The 20344-nt window shown below is 36.8% G+C and carries 24 protein-coding genes and 1 riboswitch; of the genes, 1 reads left to right on the forward strand and 23 read right to left on the reverse strand.

Features of this window, described 5'->3' with window-relative positions:
* Positions 1–5: 5 nt before the first annotated feature.
* The 11 genes from BME96_RS13585 to BME96_RS13635 form a co-directional block, all read right to left on the reverse strand.
* Positions 6–569: a DUF6470 family protein gene (locus BME96_RS13585; RefSeq protein ID WP_019377753.1), complete on the reverse strand. Its 564-nt coding sequence runs from the start codon at positions 567–569 to the stop codon at positions 6–8.
* A gap of 65 nt (positions 570–634) precedes the next feature.
* Positions 635–1504 (reverse strand): flagellar hook-associated protein FlgL, encoded by an 870-nt coding sequence (gene flgL, locus BME96_RS13590; protein ID WP_019377754.1) that lies wholly within the window; start codon positions 1502–1504, stop codon positions 635–637.
* 10 nt (positions 1505–1514) lie between these two features.
* Entirely contained in the window at positions 1515–3029 is a 1515-nt protein-coding gene (gene flgK, locus BME96_RS13595) for a flagellar hook-associated protein FlgK (protein ID WP_019377755.1), read from the reverse strand.
* A 24-nt stretch (positions 3030–3053) separates the two neighbouring features.
* A complete protein-coding gene (locus BME96_RS13600; protein ID WP_019377756.1) occupies positions 3054–3548 on the reverse strand; it encodes a flagellar protein FlgN in 495 nt (164 codons plus the stop codon).
* Between the two features lie 14 nt (positions 3549–3562).
* On the reverse strand, positions 3563–3823 hold the full coding sequence (flgM, locus tag BME96_RS13605; protein WP_019377757.1) for a flagellar biosynthesis anti-sigma factor FlgM: 261 nt from the start codon (positions 3821–3823) through the stop codon (positions 3563–3565).
* Positions 3824–3859: 36 nt separating this feature from the next.
* Positions 3860–4276 (reverse strand): TIGR03826 family flagellar region protein, encoded by a 417-nt coding sequence (locus BME96_RS13610; protein WP_019377758.1) that lies wholly within the window; start codon positions 4274–4276, stop codon positions 3860–3862.
* Between the two features lie 38 nt (positions 4277–4314).
* Positions 4315–4995: a ComF family protein gene (locus tag BME96_RS13615; protein WP_019377759.1), complete on the reverse strand. Its 681-nt coding sequence runs from the start codon at positions 4993–4995 to the stop codon at positions 4315–4317.
* Positions 4995–6407: an ATP-dependent helicase ComFA gene (locus BME96_RS13620; RefSeq protein ID WP_019377760.1), complete on the reverse strand. Its 1413-nt coding sequence runs from the start codon at positions 6405–6407 to the stop codon at positions 4995–4997. Before BME96_RS13620 ends, BME96_RS13615 begins: the two co-directional genes overlap by 1 nt.
* A gap of 84 nt (positions 6408–6491) precedes the next feature.
* Positions 6492–7334, reverse strand: a complete 843-nt coding sequence (locus tag BME96_RS13625) for a DegV family protein (protein ID WP_019377761.1) — start codon at positions 7332–7334, stop codon at positions 6492–6494.
* 403 nt (positions 7335–7737) lie between these two features.
* Positions 7738–8433 carry a response regulator gene (locus BME96_RS13630; RefSeq protein ID WP_019377762.1) on the reverse strand — a complete coding sequence of 232 codons (696 nt, stop codon included), beginning with the start codon at positions 8431–8433 and terminating at the stop codon, positions 7738–7740.
* Between the two features lie 141 nt (positions 8434–8574).
* Positions 8575–9714 (reverse strand): sensor histidine kinase, encoded by a 1140-nt coding sequence (locus BME96_RS13635; RefSeq protein WP_019377763.1) that lies wholly within the window; start codon positions 9712–9714, stop codon positions 8575–8577.
* Between the two features lie 188 nt (positions 9715–9902).
* Here BME96_RS13635 and BME96_RS13640 point away from each other — a divergent pair, with 188 nt between their 5' ends.
* Positions 9903–10553 (forward strand): YigZ family protein, encoded by a 651-nt coding sequence (locus tag BME96_RS13640; RefSeq protein ID WP_019377764.1) that lies wholly within the window; start codon positions 9903–9905, stop codon positions 10551–10553.
* A 79-nt stretch (positions 10554–10632) separates the two neighbouring features.
* On the opposite strand, the gene nagB is transcribed toward BME96_RS13640, so the two are convergent.
* The 12 genes from nagB to BME96_RS13695 form a co-directional block, all read right to left on the reverse strand.
* A complete protein-coding gene (nagB, locus tag BME96_RS13645; RefSeq protein WP_071649317.1) occupies positions 10633–11358 on the reverse strand; it encodes a glucosamine-6-phosphate deaminase in 726 nt (241 codons plus the stop codon).
* 1 nt (position 11359) lies between these two features.
* On the reverse strand, positions 11360–12535 hold the full coding sequence (nagA, locus tag BME96_RS13650) for an N-acetylglucosamine-6-phosphate deacetylase (RefSeq protein ID WP_071649318.1): 1176 nt from the start codon (positions 12533–12535) through the stop codon (positions 11360–11362).
* A 96-nt stretch (positions 12536–12631) separates the two neighbouring features.
* On the reverse strand, positions 12632–14566 hold the full coding sequence (gene nagE, locus BME96_RS13655) for an N-acetylglucosamine-specific PTS transporter subunit IIBC (RefSeq protein WP_071649319.1): 1935 nt from the start codon (positions 14564–14566) through the stop codon (positions 12632–12634).
* 109 nt (positions 14567–14675) lie between these two features.
* The gene (locus BME96_RS19635; protein WP_019377768.1) at positions 14676–14840 is read right to left on the reverse strand and encodes a hypothetical protein; all 165 of its coding nucleotides are present in this window, start codon (positions 14838–14840) and stop codon (positions 14676–14678) included.
* Between the two features lie 144 nt (positions 14841–14984).
* Positions 14985–15482: a VanZ family protein gene (locus tag BME96_RS13660; RefSeq protein WP_071649320.1), complete on the reverse strand. Its 498-nt coding sequence runs from the start codon at positions 15480–15482 to the stop codon at positions 14985–14987.
* A gap of 370 nt (positions 15483–15852) precedes the next feature.
* Positions 15853–16188 carry a helix-turn-helix domain-containing protein gene (locus tag BME96_RS13665; RefSeq protein WP_019377770.1) on the reverse strand — a complete coding sequence of 112 codons (336 nt, stop codon included), beginning with the start codon at positions 16186–16188 and terminating at the stop codon, positions 15853–15855.
* Positions 16189–16266: 78 nt separating this feature from the next.
* A complete protein-coding gene (sinI, locus tag BME96_RS13670) occupies positions 16267–16392 on the reverse strand; it encodes a DNA-binding anti-repressor SinI (RefSeq protein ID WP_019377771.1) in 126 nt (41 codons plus the stop codon).
* 23 nt (positions 16393–16415) lie between these two features.
* Positions 16416–16502: riboswitch (cyclic di-GMP riboswitch) on the reverse strand.
* Between the two features lie 147 nt (positions 16503–16649).
* Positions 16650–17297 (reverse strand): LPXTG cell wall anchor domain-containing protein, encoded by a 648-nt coding sequence (locus BME96_RS13675; RefSeq protein ID WP_071649321.1) that lies wholly within the window; start codon positions 17295–17297, stop codon positions 16650–16652.
* A gap of 35 nt (positions 17298–17332) precedes the next feature.
* Positions 17333–17905: a signal peptidase I SipW gene (sipW, locus tag BME96_RS13680; protein ID WP_060678497.1), complete on the reverse strand. Its 573-nt coding sequence runs from the start codon at positions 17903–17905 to the stop codon at positions 17333–17335.
* Positions 17905–18768, reverse strand: coding sequence for an amyloid fiber anchoring/assembly protein TapA (gene tapA / locus BME96_RS13685; RefSeq protein WP_071649322.1), 864 nt, complete (start codon positions 18766–18768; stop codon positions 17905–17907). The genes sipW and tapA overlap by 1 nt, the downstream gene beginning before the upstream one ends.
* A gap of 114 nt (positions 18769–18882) precedes the next feature.
* Complete coding sequence (locus tag BME96_RS13690) at positions 18883–19440, reverse strand: TasA family protein (protein WP_071649323.1); 558 nt, start codon at positions 19438–19440, stop codon at positions 18883–18885.
* A 67-nt stretch (positions 19441–19507) separates the two neighbouring features.
* The gene (locus BME96_RS13695; protein ID WP_071649324.1) at positions 19508–20104 is read right to left on the reverse strand and encodes a CalY family protein; all 597 of its coding nucleotides are present in this window, start codon (positions 20102–20104) and stop codon (positions 19508–19510) included.
* Between the last annotated feature and the right edge of the window lie 240 nt (positions 20105–20344).

Raw genomic sequence — 20344 nt, forward strand, 5'->3', positions numbered from 1 at the left:
CTCTACTACACTGTGATATTTACAAAGTCTATTTCCAGGTTTGAGTAACTTTTCATTTGGACATCAACACTACCAGCTTTATATCTATGTATAACTTTATTTGGTTGAACGTTTATTTCTGGTTTATTCTCTTTTACATTAATGTCTACTTTAGCAGGTTGGTAGGTTGTTTTCACTGAAAAATGCGAGGGAATAAATTTTATTCCTAAAGATTTCATTCCATCATGGCCGTTTTGTTCTGCCTGATTAGCTATAGGATTACCCTTATTTTCAATTTGCATTAACTCTCTCCCCTGCCCGGCACGTCTCTCAATTCCTGCCAAAAGACCACGACGTCCTTCTTCTGCAAATCTATCGTTCAACTTGAAAACATGCATTCGATTCATTTGTTCCCATGCTTGACTTTGGTCTATCATTAATTTTGAGGGGGTTGTCCTGATTTCCATTTTTGCTTTTGGTTGTTGTATGGATAAATCTGCCTTGGGCTGCTCAATCTCTTGCCGTGCTGGTGTTGTTTTTAATTGAATAGTAGCTGATTGAGAGTTGATTCTTATCTGAGGTATTTGCAAGACGTTCCCTCCTCTCTGAACGGGAAAACCCTGCAGTCAAAAGTGTGCAGGGCCAATTTGTTATCCTATCTTAGAAAATCAACTAAAGATGGCTGAATAATCCGGGAGCCTGTTGACAATGCTGCTCGATGGATACTTTCCTGTGTAATCAATTCTGTAATCGCCTTTTCATAATCAATATCTTCATTATCTGACATTGCTTTCGTTGCGATAATATTTTGCTCACTCAACCTATTTTCAACTAATTCAAGGCGGTTCATTCGTGCACCTAAATCTGCACGAGAGTTTATAATTTTATTTATACCTTCATCAATATCGGAAATACTTTCTGATATCTTGTCGGAACCCTCATTCAAAGCTTTTTCAAAATCATTTACACTTTGAAAAATATCACCAAATACTTCTTCTGCATTTACATTTGCTTTTAGCTTAATTCCTTTTGCTACTTCTATTTCTACAGAGGAAGAATCTGCAGTGAATGTTCCGTTTTCCAGATCCACATTTGGTGGCTGATCGGTTTTTGTTCCATTGAAAATGTATTTTCCATTCACTTCAGTTTGGGCAATATCCCTTAAGTGCTCTTTTAACTGACTTACCTCAGAGCGAATACTTTCAAGCTCCTGAGATTCATTTGTACCATTACTGGCTTTCACAGCAAGCTCTCGTAAACGTTGCATTGCTTTTGTCGCCTTATCCAAAGCAGCATCTGAATTATCCATCCAATTATTTACTTCAATCGTATTACGCTCAAACTGCTCGACTTCAGTCACACGATTACGATAATTAATACCTTTCATTGCAATAACCGGATCATCAGATGGACGCGTAATTTTTTTCCCTGTGTTAAGTTGGTCCATCAAGTTCCCCATTTTATTATAGCTGGAAGAAAGATTTCTTAACATATTATTGGATAGCATTCCTTGTGTTATACGCATTACTTACCCCCTACCTTCCTACTAATCCCATACTGTTAATAATTTTATCCAGCATTTCATCCATGGCTGTCATGCTTCGTGCAGCCGCATTATAGGCATGTTGAAATTTAATCATATTGGACATTTCTTCATCCAAAGAAACAGAGCTAACAGACATCCTTTGATTTTCCACCTGTAAACGTAAAACACCGGTGTTATTTTCCATCCGTTTAGCTTCCTGAGCCTGGACTCCCATTTCTCCAATAAGAGATTGATAGAAACTATTGATAGATGTATTCTCCCCGAACGGGTTATTCCCATTATCATCTACAATCTTTGTATCATCAAAGACATTCGCAAGGTTAGAAGCATTATCACCATTCCCTGCATTACCATTTGAGCTCGCAGCAATTTTATCAGGATGATCAAGAATGTCTTTGTTCACTGTCAAACCACCTGCACCGCTTGTCCCTGGTTTAAATGTAAAGAAATCCAGTCCATTACTTCCATCTAAACCAACACCTTGTTGATGGACTTTATTAAACTGTTCAGCAAAATTAGTAGCCATCTTATCTAAATCGGCAAGCATATCTCGGTATAACCCAGAGCCATCCTCTGATAAACCATAAGCATCAGCCAATCCCTTTAGTGATCCATTCGATTTGGATATGTCCACCGAGTTGTTCCCTATCATTACTTCACCTTCATTGTAATCGATAGATAGCTTTTGAATGGCATCAGCTGCATCTGCTTTTGATCCATCTAATAGTTTTACTGCAGGTTCAAAGGAATTTCCTTTATCATCAACAATTTCAATACTGGCTATACCTTGAGCAATATCTTGTGAGCTTGGCGAGCTTTTATCATAATCCACCTTTATATTTACAATACTTGATAATTCATCAATTAAACGATCACGTTCATCATATAAATCATTCGGAAGGTATCCATGTGGCTCAAGTTCATTTACCTGTTGATTAATGTTATGGATTTGATTTAACAGTGAATTTGCATCCGTTACAGTAATATCCATCTGATTTTTTAAATCCGACTGGATAGATGTTAGGGATTCAGATAAATAGTTAAACGTATCTGCAACAGCCTTTCCTCGTTGGGCAACTACAGATCTTGCTCCAGAATTTTCCGGGTTTGAGGAAAGATCCTGGATTGATTGCCAAAATTGCCCCATTGTTTTTGATAAACCACTGTCAGAAGGCTCATTCATTACGCCTTCCAACCTGGCTAAAGCATCTGACATTGTCGACCAGTAACCTGATTTACTATTCTCCGCTCGGAATTGAACATCCAGATAAGAATCACGTACCCGCTGAATAGAGCCAGTCTGAACCCCTGTACCCATTTGTCCTGGCAACTCCGGACGGTTTCTTGCAGCAGCCGGATAAGGATTCATTGTTTCAAAATTCACTCGCTGTCTCGTATACCCTTTTGTATTTGCATTAGAGATATTATGACCAGTCGTATATAATGCTGACTGTTGTGCAAAAAGAGCCTGTTTGGCCATTTCCAGACCATGAAATGTACTCATATCTTTTACTCCTTTTAAAGCTTATTAAGCCTTTGAATCGAATATGGAACGCTTTTGCGCTTCCTTTCCATATTGCTGCTGATTTCCATAGTTTATATTCTGTATAGAAGGATTTAACATATCAAGGGACAGTTGAATAAATTTCATAGATTGATTGATTAGCGATTGATTCAACTGCTCCTGTTGCTTCAATTCAGTAATTAATTTCGTTAAACGGATTGTTATATTGCCAAGCTTTTCTCTTTCATCCAGTTGTTCTATATGATCAAGCAAAAAGGTAATAGACACATCTTCTTGAGAAAAACCGTTCTTTATAAACCAGTCACTGACTAGCTTTTCCCTTATTTTTTCCGCTTGCTCCAGTTGCTTAATTTCTTTACGCTCCTGACCAATTACTTTCTGCATATTATCTATAGAGCCTTCTTTAATAGCTTCTGTTTTTTGCTTGGATAACCTCAATAATTGTTTATGCACATCTACTAATTGATGAAGCGATTGAATGATTAGTTGTACGGACAAAATATCGTCCTCCCTTAAAATCCGCTCCAGAAATCAATCATTTTCCGGGCTGTTTTCTCATGATCCACTTTATATTCTCCATTTTCTACCGCTTGTTTTATTTCTTGTACATATGCTGCCCGTTCTGCATTGGGCTTATCTTTCTCAAGCATTTCCTTTGCCTTACTAGAGATTTCCAACTGATCTTTTTTGGCTTCTGTTTTTGTATCCACCTGCTTTTGGAAGTGATTTTTATATGGGTTCATATTCGTATTGTTCGGCCCATTTATACGCATAATGTCTCACCTCTTCATAGAATATTATTATTTAGATCACTTGTTCTTATCAAACATATAATAGGTATGTGTATTTTTCTTCAATTCTTTTTCTTGAATTTTTCGTTGTTGTTGATTATGTTTATCGAGATCTCTCCTCAATTCATCCGAGCAATCAAAGCATAATTTCCCATTTACTATATTAGCTCCGCATGACTCACAAGGATAAGCCAATTTAGGAAAGTCAGTTGTTCGCAATCTTTTTTCTTTAATAAATTTTGTAATCAAGGTTTCATCTACCTTTGTTGCATCAACAATTTCTAACATAGTTGCTTCCCTGTTTTTTCGTTCACGCAGAAACTTATAAACCGTATCAAAAGCTTGCTCCTCTTCCTTATAGCAAGCTTGGCATATATCACGGATGCTCTTGACAAAAACCGCTTCACAGCGTGAGCAATTCGCTAACTCAGCCATTAACTTCGCCTCACTTTATTAATTATAGCATATTCTAACTAACCACGAATCAATGTATAGGTATATACATTAGGACATCCATTTCCCTTTAATAATCTGGCAGCATGTCGTAATGTCGTACCAGTTGTATATATATCATCGACAAGAATAACCGTTTTGTTAATACTTTTTCTCAAAATAAATGGATTCTCCGTTGAAATTCTTTCATACCTTGTCTTTTTAGCTTGTTTTTCACCATGTAACCTCTCCAGTACGTGATCCTTTTGTAGCGGTATAAAATCTGCCAATACTTCCGCTTGATTAAACCCACGTTCGGTCATTCTTTGTTTACTAAGAGGAATTGGAACAACAACTGGTTTTTTCTTAGTTAAAAAAGAGAATTTCTTGCTATATTCTTTTTCAAATTCATATTGAAATATTTTTGCTAATTGATAATCTCCGCGATACTTCCATTTAGCGACCACCTCTTGCATAAACGAATTGTACGTATAAAGTGATGCATTAAATTTAATGGGGCTCTCTTCATAATCCTCCCACTTCAAACAATCTGCACACTTTTTCACACTAGATACACGAGAGCAAATACTGCAAAGGTGTCCCTGAATTTTTATTAGTTGGCTTTCACAGTTCATGCAAAGCCTTTTAGGACGGTAAAGGTGAATTAAATTGCCCCAATGTACTTCAGTGATGATTTCTTCATGACACCATAAGCAATACATCAAATAAACCCTCCCCGTTTATTCATTGACTTTATCGCGTCTATCGCGTGAACCATGGAATTGGTTTTTCCATTATGAAAGAAAACCACTTCACCCTTAGGGTCATCTGGACTTCTTCCTGCCCTTCCTGCAATTTGAACAAGTGCAGCCTCATCAAATACACGATGGCTTGCATCGATAATAGCTACATCTACGGATGGGAATGTGACTCCCCTTTCTAAAATGGTTGTCGTTATTAATATATCTATTTTTTTACCCCTGAATAGTTGGACTTTTTCCTTCCGTTCAGGATCTGAGGCATGTACACACATTATTCTATTCTTTGACGTAAGTAATTTTTGTTGGGGAAGTTGAACAAGACTGTTCTTATATAATTGTTCGACTAGTTCTATCGTAGGTACAAAAATAAGCAACTGTCGATGTGGACTGATGCGTTTTCTCATCCAATTTAATAATGAGTAAGGAACACGGTTATTTTGGATGTCTTTTTTTAAACTGGTACATGTTTTTAGAATCGGGACTGGTAACGGGTGGCCATGAAATCGTGAAGGTACGAAAACGTGCGGAAGTTGCTTCATCCATAAGCGAAGCTGTTGATTTCTCCTAGGGGTTGCTGTCAAATAAATCGTTGTGCTTTGAGTTGAATGTAAAGATCGTTTGGCAGCATATGGAAGCGAGGGGTCATTATGGAAGGGAAAAGCATCCACTTCGTCAATTATTAAAAAGTGAAAAGCAGCTTTAAAGCGAAGCAATTGATGAGTGGTAGAAATTATCAGCTGAGCATTGCCTGTTTTTTCTTCACTACCACCATATAATCCTTGAATATTTACAAACTTGAATGCATTTCTTATTCTCGGCAGCAGTTCTTGTACAACATCTGCTCGAGGAGTGGCTAAACAAACTCTCATTCCTGAGCGAAGTGCTTCTGCTATTCCTGGAAAAAGCATTTCCGTCTTCCCTGCGCCGCACACCGCCCATACAAGCAACTCCTTCTCTTTGTTTGTAATTGCGGAAACAATACGATCAGAAGCTCTTTGCTGTAAAGCCGTAAGTTCTCCTTCCCAAGTACATGGTTGGTCTATTATAGGCCAAACAACCTCTTTACCATTCCAATAATAGAGTGGCTCGCATTCCATCACCCGGCCCATCTCTATACATTTTCGACAGTATAAATGGTTTTGATTACACTGTTTACATGGGATTCTTCCAAATAAATATTTTTTTCGATTTCCACATCGTTGACAAATGGCTGAAAATAGTTGTTTTACTATAGAAGGAGATGGCCTAAGTACACCATCAGCAAGAAATTGTTCAAACTGTTTATCTTCCAGTTGTATTTCATTGCGGAGTAGAAGCTTACCTGCAAACTGACGGGAGACCAGAGATTCTAAAGCAACTTTTTGTTTAGACAATAAAATTCATTCCTCTCTAAAATATTTAGACACCATAATATAGAAAACCACCATCCGTTGATCGAATGGCAGCTATATTATTATTTATTTTTCATACCAACATACTCCAAGAGCACCTTCACCTAAATGGGTACCAATGACAGGACCAAAATAACTAATACATGTATCCATATCAGGGTACTCTTTTAGAAAATCTCTCTGCAGTTCTTCTGCGGCATGCAAGTTGTTAGCATGAATAAATACTACTTTCAATTGCTTGCCTTTGTCTGCTTCTTCCTTCAGCATTCCCATAATTCTGTTTAGAGCTTTTTTACGTGTGCGAATTTTTTCGAATGGCACAATAACTTTATCAACAAAATGCAACACTGGTTTAACCTGCAGTATACTTCCTACCAAAGCTTGTGCACCGTTTAAACGGCCACCTCGCTGTAAATTACTTAGATCATCAACCATAAAGTATGCACGTAAACTTTTTTTCATTTCATTAAGTCTAGCAATAATCTCCTGTGGTTCTCTTTGATTTTGCGCCATTTCTGCTGCCTCTAATACGTAAAATCCTTGAGCCATTGCGCTAATTTCTGAGTCATAAGCAAATACCTCAATTCCGTCGACCATTTTTCCAGCACTGACTACTGCTTGATATGTACCGCTTATCCCACTGGACAGATGAATAGAGATCACTGCATCATATTCTTTTGCCAATGCTTCTAATTCGGTTGTAATATAGCCAATGGAAGGCTGGGAAGTTTTGGGTAATTGCTTCGCATCTTTTACTTTCTCATAAAACTCTTCCGTAGTAATATCCATTTCCTCCTGGTAGGAAGTGTCCTCAAATACTACGCTTAGTGGGACCATATGTATCGCATACTTATTTCGTATGTTTTCAGGGATATATGCCGTACTGTCTGTCATTACAGCAACCTTCATATTACCTTCTCCTCTACTATAAATACTATCTCTATCTGTAAACTCTATCATTTTTTCACATGTATGTTCATTCTACACTAAGATATAAGAAAAATAAACAAACAGCAGGAAGGCGAATGTATGGCATTACCTATACATGATCTAAATAGGGGTTGAATACTATAGATTATTTTCCCGAATCAGCCATTCACAAGACTACCAAGTTAGCTCGCGGTTTATCTATACTTTAAAATACTTTATTAGAGCAACTTTTAAAGTAAAGCTTAGAAGCAAAAAACCGGACTGATACGAATTATTGCTTGGAATTCGTATTAACCCGGTTTTTATCATGACTAACCTATATGGAGTTCATTTTACTTTTGTGGATATCTAATCAACTATTGGCTGAGGATCAATAAGTTGACTAGACAACTTCTACCCAACCTTTACGAATGGCAGATACTACCGCTTGGGTTCGATCATTTACATTCATTTTTTGCAGGATATTACTAACATGGTTCTTTACTGTCTTTTCGCTAATGTACAAGGTTTCAGCTACTGCCCGATTGCTCTTTCCATCTGCAAGTAACTGTAAAACCTGGCATTCTCGTTTTGTAAGTAAGTGAAGTGGCTTCCGATATTCCATGCCATTATCTTTTGCGCTTGATGCATTCTCTTTTGCCAATCGTCGGTATTCCATGACAAGATTATGGGTCACTTTCGGATGTAGATAGGATCCGCCATCACTAACTACTTTTATTGCTTCAATAAGAGCATCTGAATCCATTTCTTTTAATAGGTATCCTTGAGCTCCAGTCTTAAGCGCATGTGTAACATAACTTTCATCATCATGAATAGATAGTATGATAACCCTTGTTTTAGGGAAATATCGTACAAGATCCGCTGTAGCCTGAACCCCATTCATATTCGGCATATTGATATCCATTAGTACAACGTCAGGATTATTTTCTTTTACGATACGTGATGCTTCAGTACCATCGTCCCCTTCCGCAACAACTTCAAATGTTGGTTCGAACTCCAGAATTCTCTTTACACCTTCTCTAAACAATTTATGATCGTCAATAAGTACAATCTGAATTTTCTTTTCTTCTGTTTTCATCTTAAGTTCCTCCTACATCCATTCCCCTTATTTTTGTGTTTGCCCTATTATAATTATTAAATCTATTCAAATGAAATATTTATCTATATTTATATCAATAACTTTATCAGTATCTAAAATAGTATTATGATCCATTATTCTTTATGCTGGGTTATACGGGACTTTAATCAAAATCATAGTGCCTTTACCTGGCTGAGAATTAATAGTTAACGTGCCATGGAGCATTTCCACTCGCTCCCGCATTCCAATTAACCCAAATGACTTGTCCTTTTTTAATGAAGGGTCAAAACCTTTGCCATTATCCTTAATTACCATAGTTAAGTTATCTTTTTTAATTTCTAGCTTTACTTGAATTAAGGAAGCTTCAGCATGTTTCACCGCATTTTGCAATGCCTCTTGAACAAGACGAAAGAAGGCAATTTCATAATTTTGATTTAATCTTGTTTCTTCGCCAATGGATGTAAACTCAATCTCTATATTGTTATATTCTGCTATAGTAGCAATGTACTTTTTGAGTGTTGGCAATAGACCTAGATCATCTAGCGCCATCGGTCTTAAATCATAAATAATCCTTCTAACTTCATACAAGGAAGAACGAATCATTTTGCGTACACTCTTAATTTCAATTAAACCTTGATTAATATCGTTTTGGCGAAAGGTTCTATCCACAAGCTCTGATCGTAATAAGATATTAGCTAGCATTTGTGCAGGTCCATCATGAATCTCTCTGGAAATCTTTCTTCGTTCTTCCTCTTGAGCTTCAATAATCTTCAAACCAAATTCCTGCTTTTCTTTTGCTTCTTCAATCATTTCATTAACTTGTTGGAAATCGTCATGCAAATAATTTAGCACAACAGATATTTTACTGGCTAGCCCTTCAGCCCTGTCAATCGTCTGGCTTAATGCTACTAATCTCCTTTCCAAATCATCACGCTTTTCACGTAGAGATTTCTCTTCCTGTCGCATCATCGCTAGTTTTGTTTGCATTTCGTGTGTATATTCATACACTTCTCTTATTTCATTTTCGCTGTATCGATCAAAATATTTACTTACCTCTGCTAATCGTTCGCGGGAAAATCTGACTTTTTGTTCCAGTTGATCGCCATCTTCAATGTGTTGCACAACCTTGAACTTTGTTTCGGTTAGTTCTCTAACCAAATGCTCATGTTCTGTTCGTGCTCCCTCACTAATATTAAAAATTTCATCTTTGCTGTTTTCGACTACTTCGACCATTTCATGAATGATGGAATCTAAAGCAGTCTCACTAATTTTCTGTGCCAACATTTCCCACCAACCTATGTTATAATTATACGTATATCTTTCAACTTTTTATAGGGTCTTTTATCATATATCATGAAACTTCTGCATGCTACTTTTCTCCCGTTTTTTTAAACTAAACCACCTGTATATTACAAACTAACATACAGCTCTATGTATATATAATGGCTGTTCAGGAGGTGAATTGCAAGATGTTAGAGAAATATTTTACAGTTAAAGAGACTGGAATGGACGAAATTATTATCCAAAAATCTAAATTTATCGGCTATGTCCGCCGAGTTGAGACAGAGGAAGCAGCCCAAAATTTCATTCAGGAAATTAAGAAAAAACACCATGACGCAACACATAATTGCTCTGCTTACATGATTGGGGAGCATGATCAAATTCAGAAAGCAAACGATGATGGAGAGCCTAGTGGCACGGCAGGTATGCCAATTTTGGAAGTGTTAAAAAAACAACAATTGAAGGACACTGCGGTAGTTGTAACAAGGTATTTTGGAGGTATTAAGCTTGGAGCAGGAGGGCTAATCCGTGCATACAGCAGTACAACTTCACAAGCTATTCGTACGACAGGTATTGTTAAACGCCAACTAATGCAAGGTTTCTCTTTAACTATTGATTATACTCTATTAGGTAAATTAGAAAATGAGCTGCGTCAAACAAGCTATGTTTTAGATACAATTAATTACTTGGATAAAGTAGAATTGATTGTTTATGTAAAAATAAGCGAAATGGAGCACTTTCAAGAATGGATCATTAATTTGACAAGTGACCAAGCCCTTATTGAGAAAAAAAATACTACCTACATAGAAATAGATGTGGAATCTACCTCAGAAACCTAAAAAACCGAACTAATTCGAAGGATGCTCTACAATTTCGAATTAGTTCGGCTAACACACATTTCTCTGCCTCAATAACTTCTTATAGTGAGGACATTGCTTCTTCATCAGCAATAATCGTCACATTTTCATGTTTCTGCAAAATAGAAGCAGGAAATTCCTCTGTTATCGCGCCATTCATCAATTTTGCCAAAGCGTCTGCCTTCTTTTTACCGGAGACTAATAAAATAATCGCCTTACTTTCCATAATAGAGTCTATTCCCATTGTAATTGCTTTTGTAGGAACATCATCTAAAGAAGGAAAAAACCTGGCATTCGCTTTTCTTGTCGATTCATCCAATTCTACAACATGCGTTCTGCTAGAAAACGGAGTACCAGGTTCATTAAAACCTATGTGTCCATTTAAACCAAGTCCTAATACTTGTAAATCAACGTTTCCCACTTGCTTAATACGGTTTTCATACTCCTTGCATTCGCTTTCTAAGTCAGCAGCATTCCCATTTGGTAAATGGGCATTTGCAGTTGGAATATCAATATGATCAAACAGCTTTTTATTCATATAGTAATAATAACTATTTGGATCATCCTGACTAATACCGACATATTCATCGAGATTAAATGTCTTTACATCAGCAAATGATACTTCTTTTGTTTTATATTTATTAATAAGGCATTCGTAAAGCCCTTCAGGTGTAGATCCTGTAGCAAGACCAAATACTGGCTGGTCTGTAGCAGCAAGCTGTTCAACAATAAATTCACAGGCTCTTTCACTCATTTCTTGATAATCTTTCACCTTGATAATTTCCATTTTATTCTCCTCCTTTATAAGCGATGACTCCTCGGCAGATTGTATAATTAATATTCAAATTGTCATCGACTAGTAATACATCCGCGTCCTTCCCTGCTTCAATACTTCCTTTTCTGTCATATAAATTTAATTGTCTAGCAGGATTTTCTGAAGCCATCTGGATGATATTTCTCATTGTGACATCATTTATCTTTAACATTTGGCGGGCTCCTTCATGCATTTTCAAGATACTTCCAGCCAACGTACCATTTTCGAGTACAGCACGGTCCTCTGTAACAGTTACCGGCTGGCCACCAAGCTCATAGTTACCTGCATTCAAGCACTTCGCACGCATAGCGTCCGTAATTAGGATGAGACGTTCACTACCTACATTTTCATAAATAATTTCCAGCATTTCTGGAGAAATATGAATACCATCTGCAATTAGTTCTGCGCGCAATTCTTCTAATTGAAAAGCAGCACCTACAACTCCAATGTCACGGTGATGGATACCAGACATTGCGTTACATAGATGTGTTACTTGACGGACACCATATGAAACAGCTCGCTTCATGCCTGCAAAATCTGTGCCGGTATGGCCTGCTGAGACATTCACACCGTTACGGTAAAGGTGGTTTATAAACGATCCATCAGCATCATGCTCAGGTGCCATCGTAATTGTTTTAATCTTATTCCCGGATTTTTCTTGCCATTCATTAAATTGTTCTATGTTTGGCTCCATAATAAAATCGAGTGGTTGTGCACCAGCTTTTGTTTCTTCAATAAATGGTCCTTCCAAATGTACGCCAACCATTTCAGCAAAACCGGCTTTATTTTTATAGTGTGCTATATTCTCAAGTGCCTTATCGATATTTTCAGGAGCTTGTGTTATTGTAGTGGCAAGAAAGCTGGTTGTTCCTTCTCGTGGCAATACTGCTGCCATTGTATCCAGAGCAGCCTCCGTTGCATCCATGACATCGGCACCATCAGCTCCATGAATATGTCCATCAATAAAACCAGGAATTACCTGTAAACCTGTACCGTCAATAATTTGAACATTTGTTGGCAACTCTTCTTGAATGTTTTCATGCACTGCAGCAACCTTGCCATGCTCTATTAAAACTCCGCCTTTATTTATTATTTTGTCTTCTTGATATATTTTGGCATTTTTAATATAAATTGGTACTATGCTTTTCATTATCAGTTCTCTCCTTTCATTAAACAGTCGACTTCATACTTTTTATATGTATAACAAGGCTGGTGTGCTCTATGGTACACCAGCCTGTAACTTCGTTTATTTTATCTCAATAATAGGTTTTGTTCCAGTTTTAAGATCTCCAGTTTGCGTGATTGAGACAGTTTGGTTTTCAGGTAAATTAGTGAAGATAATCGGCGTAATAGTAGATAACTCGTTCTTACTAATATAGTTCAGATCAGCCTTCACTAACGTATCTCCCTGTTTAACTACATCTCCTTCTTTTACATAAACGTCAAAGCAAGAGCCTTCAAGCTTTACTGTGTCCAATCCAATATGAACTAAAATTTCCAGTCCGGATTTTGTACGAAGTCCAACAGCATGCTTTGTTGGAAATACATTTAATATTTCCCCATCAACTGGAGATGCAATAATTCCATCTGTTGGGTCAACAGCAAAACCGTCTCCCATCATTTTGGTAGAGAATACTTGATCAGGTACTTCTGACAATGGAATAACTTTACCATTCACAGGCATAGCAATTTCTTCATAAGAAGTACTTCCTTGTTCTGGTTGTTCTTGTTCAACAGGTTGCTTTTCCACCTGTCCAGGTGCTTCCATATTGTTGTTGTCCATACGTTTCTTCATAGCTGTAGCAAGAAACTCTACTGTAGTACCTACGATTACTTGAAGATTTGTCCGATTGACCTTCATAACTCCGTGAGCACCTTGCCGTTTTAATTCTTTTTCATCAATTTGTTCCATGTCATTTATTTGTAGTCTGAGGCGTGTTGCGCAATAATCAAGTGATTTAATATTTTCAGGTCCACCAAGTGCTTTTAAATAGTGATAGGATTTGTTGTCATAGTCTTTTGCACCTTTACCTCGTGTTGGCGTTCCAGTTTGTTCTGTTTCTTCTACATAATCCTCGTCTTCATCTTCCCGTCCTGGTGTTTTCAAGTTCAGCTTCTTAATTAGAAGTGTGAAGAGAAGGAAGTATATGATACCAAAAACAATTCCTTGAGCAAGTAATAGTAGTGGATGCTGAGCGATACCAAAGTTTAGAAAATAATCTATGGCACCTGCTGAGAAACCAAACCCATGGCGAATATCCAGCCAATAAGCAACCATCATTGAGAGCCCTGTTAGTAAAGCATGTACACCGTAAAGAACTGGTGATAAAAACATAAATGAATATTCAATCGGCTCTGTAATCCCTGTTAAGAATGCGGTTAAGCCAATACTTGCTAAGAAACCACCAACCGCTGCTTTACGATGTTTTTTCGCAGTTACATACATAGCTAAGCATGCTGCTGGCAAACCGAACATCATTACAGGGAAGAAACCAGCGGTAAAGTGACCTGCTGTTGGATCTCCATTAAGAAAACGATTGATATCACCTTTCCAAACATTCCCTGCTGCATCAGTGAACGTACCGAAATCAAACCAAATTAACGTATTGATAACATGATGAAGACCAACTGGTATTAAGAGACGGTTAAAGAAACCATAAGCTCCTACACCTGCTGCTCCTCCATTAATAAATAAGTCTCCTAAACCATTAATCCCGTCCTGAACCGGTCCCCACAATAAGCCAATAACACCTGAAATAATAACCATCGTTACTGATGTAATAATTGGCACGAACCTCTTCCCACCAAAGAAGGCGAGAAAGTCTGGTAGCTGAATATCACTGAATCGATTGTATAAATGTCCTGCAGTTATACCGGCGATGATACCTGCTAATACTCCCAAATTCAGTTCATCATTGATTGCCTTGTAGCCACCTTCTAATACAAGGAAACCAACAGCTCCCGCTAATGCTGCTGCTCCATTCCCATCTTTTGAAAAACCAATCGCAATTCCAATAGCAAAAATCAGTCCTAAATTATTTAAAATCCCATTACCTGCTGCAGTCACAAATGGAATATCAAATATATCCTCCGCGCCCAGACGCACCAGAAGCGCAGCTGCAGGTAACATAGCAATCGGTAACATTAAAGATTTACCGAGACGTTGTAAATAACCAAGCAATTCGTTCACTTCCTTCCATAGTATGTATTAAATTATTACTATAACTTATCATACCCCTAATTTCCAAAAAAAACTACATGCCGAATTCGAACATGTAGTTAGATTGTATTTATTTAATTGTAGTCTGTTGTTGCATTTGCTCTCCAATCATGCATCCATGCTTTAACTCACTTACAAGCATTTGGATTAATTGCTCTGAATTTTTAATTGTATGATTTTCCGTCTCATCAATCACTTTTTTTAACATATCTTTATATTTTTCTTGCTCAAGCATCTAATTTCCCGCCTTTTATTAAAATATTTCTGATTAGTTAATTTGAACTATAACATATATTGATAGGAAGTGTTGTCGAAATTTGGCATTTTTTATACTTTTTTCAAAATTATTGTTTACATTTAATACTTTCGTCATCATCATTTATTTTTTGTCAGTTATCCGAAGTTTTATCTTCCTTAATACTATAATGAAAACTACGGCCAAAAATGCCCCAAAACCATCTAATGCTACATCTCCTGCGTATGGTGTTCTATTCGGTGTAAAGCCTTGATGAAATTCATCTAAAATAGCATATGCAATTGTAAGTAAAAAGGAAAGTGTTATCGCCTTTTTTATCGGTAAAGAGATGCTCTTTCTCCACGCCAGATAGAAAAGAAGACATAAAATAAAAAACACGGTCACATGAGCTCCCTTACGCAGAAAGAACTCTATAAACCCATTGACCCCTCTTGATTCAATACTTACTACTGAATGATGGTAGTTAAAAGCAATCCATCCCAATAGAGGTTCAAGAAAAGATAGGTCAAATTTATCGGATAAGAAAGGTTTTATATCCTGTTTTTCATATGGCTGATGGGAGGAATAGAAAATAATCCCCATCCAACCGATTGGCAAAAGCCAGTATGTATATTTCTTCATTAATGATAGCTCCTGTTCTGAATGCTTCTATATTCTTTATCACTAAATTATGAAAATGAAACCTAGCAATTTTATTTTTAGCTCACCTAAAAGCTGAGTATTTAACGATTGATCTCTAAGAAAGAATGGTTCCAAAATGTGTGAGGATTATCCAATGATTCGCGACATAGATAAAGAATGAATTAACTTATTGATATTGTGTTACTGCATTTAAAATTAAATATAGCAGAAATTATTCAAAGAATGAGTATATTATTACATTTGTAACGAACAAGCTTACACTTTACTTTCGTTTCTAATTACTTTTCCTATAATAAAAGCCAAATAAAAAACCGTCAGCTATTTGGCTAAGCGGTTTGGTCTATCCTATTTATTTGTTATTTCCCTGTTTACTACGCCATTTATTGAATTCCAAGTATTCTTTGAATTGCTCCTTCGTTACTCCGGAGTCCATGGCTTCCTGTACAATCTCAAGCCATTCATCGTCTAATTCTTCTATATCAGCAGACTGTTTTTCGCGTATCAATTCGTTTACTGAAACATCTAGAACAACGCTAACTTTTTCAATAAACTGGATCGATGGATTTGTCTGTATATTACGTTCGATTGAGCTAAGGTAGGATTTAGCAACTCCTGCTTTCTCAGCAAGTTCTGATAGGGACATTTTTTTATCTTTACGTATTTGTTTAATTTTATCACCGATCAAGTTCTCACCTTCTTTCAAAGAGAATTATATCATATAAAAGGTGAGTGGTTCTATATAAAGCACAAATAAATCCATTTTTCAACCTTTTTTGTTCCCCGATAAAAATAATTTAATTTCCTTTAAAGGTATACCGAGAGTTTTAGCTTCTTTTATTAATTCAAGCCATTCTTTATCAACTGTGTTAATTTCTACTTTACTTGTCATTTAACCGTCCCCCATTATTTTTTCCAGATAGCCCAGCCATCTTAGCTCTTAACACCTTAGATCTGTGGCTTTGCGCCCTCCCTTTTCAGATGAGTTTGCCTTTTTCTGAGGAAACTTATTTTCTATGACTATCATACTATATACCCTGTTATTATTACATAGCTTGTTTTGTCATAATAAAACTAGTTTTGTTAAATTAGAGTAAGCATCTTGTCGAGTATGGTTGTTATGGATTGTCGAGTGCCCTTACTAGTTTTTTAACTGTAGTTTTTACTAACTTTTCTCCATTTTTTGTACAATAGGATAAATACCCCACTTATCAAAAGAACAGCACCAGATAGAAATAGGTTAAAAATTCCTGTTGCTGTATTGGGAAGAAAAGACTGTGTCTGCGAGTTGCCACTGCCAATCATTCCATCAACACTAACTTCAGCTAACTGACTAGTTTTGCCTTCTGCGGTGAACAATATAGAAAACTCAGCATCAAGTCCTTGAAATTCATTACCGAGATACTCTGGGAAAATAACTGTTACTTCCAATTCCTCTTGCTTGGAAGTACTAAGGTCTCTGTCGGAAAGCTTAGTGAAGTCTGCCAGTTTGCCTTCATATAAAACAGTTTTACTGTCATTGATTTCCAACAGTAATTCATTGAATAGCTTCTCCTCCCCATCATTACGTAATGACATTTGATAGGTAAAATCCTTTATACCATTGTTTTGAACGGTGATTGTGCGGGGCGCCCAGTCTCCTGGCTTCATATTGTTGATATTAAATAATACATCTCCTGGTAAAACATTGATGGCTAACTCTTTTTCTTCCTCTTCTGCTGTGACGGAGTTGCCCCCCATTACTATAACTAAGGCCAAGATACAGAATAGAGTAACAACCAATTTCTTAAAAATCATAAGCATCTTCCTTATAGAGAACAGCGAAGGGAAGGCTACTTCGCCTCGGCTGTTCCAGATTTATTCTTATCCTCCAACTGGCCGAGTGCACGCCATATGGTAAATGCAGAGTATCCAAGCATGAGAATACCTGGTAATATCAAAAATACTATACTTCCTTTTGGAGATTGTGAAAAATCAATAATATAGCCTACATAGGGAATGGTAAATCCGTCATAGCTGGCAACAACATTTTCAGCAATTACCGGTTCCGAATCTGCTGCATTGTTGTTATCACCTTTCGTTGTATACATAACACCATTTTCCGATTTGATAACTTCTGCAATTCTATGTGTAATCATGATGTCTTCATCAGCCATAAAAGTAATAACATCATCTTTTTTGAATTTGCTGCCATCATCCGTAGGCTTCACCGCGATAATTGACCCTGTCTGAATACCCGGCTCCATAGAACCTGACAGCACTGTTTTCAGTTGATAGCCAAATACCTGTGGTTCTCCTCCAGAGAGTTTGGTTGATAGTACGATACCTGCTACTGTAATTAGCAACACCATCAAAATGGTAGATACTAATCGATTTACCCATTTCATTACCACTCGTCTTTTCATTACTTTTCATCCTCCTGGTTTTTTTGCGTTTCTTCTTGTTTGGTTACTTTTTCCTCTTCCTGCTTCGCCTGGTCTTTTGACTCTGATTGCTTTTTATCTTCTTTTACCTTATCTTCCTTTACAGGCTCTGGAGGTTTTTCAGTTTTTTCTTCTTTGGTAGGTTCTGACTTCTCCTGTTGGGCTTTTTCAGGTTTCTTTTCTTCCGATTTTTCTTCCTTCACCTGTTCTTTAGGATGTTCTGTTTCTTTTGTATTAACTGATGGTTCATCTTCCTTCTCTACTGGCTTTGTTTTCTTATCCTCCTCTGTCTCACAGGTAACGGTTATTTTACCGCTCTCCACAGTATCCTTTTTTAGATGCTCATTCGTTTGATAAACAACAAAAACATAGACGCCCGGTTTGTCTGTTTTATAGGTTAATTGAATACTCTCTCCTTTTTTGAGTGCTTTAATTTTCCCTTCATTTTCAGCTAACTTTAGTTTCTTACCTTGATTCTTTGGGTTACCTTTTTCGCCATAATAGACCTCATACCTGCTGTCATGTCCCATGTCACTTTTTCCACTATTTTTCAGGTTAACCTTTAATAACTTATCCCCACATGCTTCTATCCGTTGCGTCTTTTTATGTGGAAACTTTAATTTGCTCATATCTATTACTTCTTCAGGTACATCAGGGTTTTCCATTTCCCAAGTCCCAATAGAAAGTGTCTTCTTCGCATTAATTGTGTCGGTAAAATGCGCTGAAGTCCCCCCTGTTAGGTAGGAAGCAGACAATAAAATCAGATACCATGCCAGCGCAATTTTTACTGTTAATAAAAAAGTTTTGTTTTTTGTTTTAAACTTTTTCAACCGGCTATAACGCAAATTCATCTCCACCTTTTCAAATAAAGAATTTACATACATTCACAAACCGGAAATTAGTGTATTACAGGCTTGTGAATATAAATAAACTCAGAAGGAGAAAGGATCCTCCTTCCTTTACTCTAATGTTTTCCCATCACGCTGAACTGCTTCAAAATTCCAATTTAGTTCTATTGTGTCTTTCTGGAAATGGTTTTGGTTATTCTCATTATTAATAAATTCTATTTCTACCGAAAATTCTTTTGGACTGCTTCCTACTGGAAATTCACCAACTATTTCTTCAGGTGTTTGTTGCAATTCAGCTAAGGTTTTTGGCTCATTAAATACTGCTTTTCCATGATGTTTAAATTGAACTTCAATATATTTACCCAAGTCGTCACCATTGTTTGGAGCTCCGTAATCGTTAACTACATAGGAGGAAATTAACTTTATATTTTTTATATCTACATTGCCCTCATTCAACAACTGGAACTCACCGTTTACCGAATCCCCTGGAACCATTTTTTCTACGTTTATGATATTTTCTTTATTAATTTCCAAATCGAGTAGGCCAGCAGCAAAAGTATTGTTCGTTTCTTCAGTATCGCTAAAATAGGCATATGTGCCGCTACCTATTAAACATAGTCCAATTGCAGCCGTCGCAACTGCTGTTAGTATGCTGTTTTTTAGATTCATTGAAATAAACCTCCTTTATAATTATGTAAAGGAAAGAAGGAAGAATTACTTCTCCCTTCTTAACCTACTATTTTGCTACACCTGCACCTTGCTTACCTTCAAATGTCCAAGTTAATTCTAAAGAGTCACCCTGAAACTTGTTTTGGTCTTGGCCATTCTCTACAAATTCAAACTGAACATATAACTTATCCGAAGTTCCTACAGCAAGTTTACCTCCTCTTTCACCTAGCCAAGCAGAGAAGAAATTTCCTTCAATGACATCTGGAGACATGTTTTTGAGTTCCGCCAAGGTTGTAGAAAATATAGGTACATCATGTTTATCTGCATTCAATAAAAAGTTTACTCGAACATGTTTACCAAAATCCTCGCCTGCATTATCACCATTGACATCTGTAACTGTATAATCCGTTAATAAATCAATAGTAGCAATGTCCAGTGATCCACCGTTCACTAAATCAAATGAACGGGTCATCCAATCACCTGGCTTAATATTTTCAACATCAATTACTGTCGTCGGATTAGCACTTAAATCCAATGTACCCGCTGCAAAGTTTCCAGTAGCTTCTGCCTGATCACTAAAATAAGCAAACGTTCCTCCACCAATAAGTCCTACTCCTAATACTGCTGTTGCGATTCCCATACCTAACTTTTTCTTAATACTCATTTTTACATTCCTCCAGATTTATAATATTATTTTCTTACAGATAAATAGATTGGATAAAAGCTTCTCGCTGTTCTAAGCAAGCACTTTCTACATGATTCACAACCAATTAACAAAATTATTTCCACTTTTGCACTCTACAGCGAATATCCTCCTTTCCTATGTAACTCATTCGTTCTTTATGACTTTTATTATGTTCTTTTTAAAGAACGATTAATTGAAGTATAGGACATTTCTCACAGA

It is taken from the genome of Virgibacillus halodenitrificans (genome assembly GCF_001878675.1).
Lineage (GTDB): Bacteria > Bacillota > Bacilli > Bacillales > Amphibacillaceae > Virgibacillus_Q > Virgibacillus_Q halodenitrificans.